The sequence below is a fragment of the Aeromonas sp. 25-248 genome (assembly GCF_053005425.1).
Genome location: NZ_JBRKTB010000044.1, coordinates 1 through 256, shown reverse-complemented (window position 1 = coordinate 256; position 256 = coordinate 1). Strand labels below are relative to the sequence as shown.

The following is a 256-nucleotide window of genomic DNA, read 5'->3' as shown; positions in this document are numbered from 1 at the left end:
GGTGCGTCCTAGTGGATTCGAACCACCGACCCCCACCATGTCAAGGTGATGCTCTAACCAGCTGAGCTAAGGACGCATAACAGGGTTTCGTGATGGTGCGTCCTAGTGGATTCGAACCACCGACCCCCACCATGTCAAGGTGGTGCTCTAACCAGCTGAGCTAAGGACGCATCACGAAAAGTGGTGGGTTTAATTGGATTCGAACCAACGACCCCTACCATGTCAAGGTAGTGCTCTAACCAACTGAGCTATAAAC

2 tRNA genes are annotated in these 256 nt (G+C 52.3%); both read right to left on the bottom strand.

Annotated elements, in window-relative coordinates:
- Positions 1–2 precede the first annotated feature (2 nt).
- Positions 3–76: transfer RNA gene (locus ACVDHI_RS20820), tRNA-Val, on the bottom strand.
- A 17-nt stretch (positions 77–93) separates the two neighbouring features.
- Positions 94–170, bottom strand: a tRNA-Val gene (locus ACVDHI_RS20815).
- Positions 171–256: the final 86 nt, after the last annotated feature.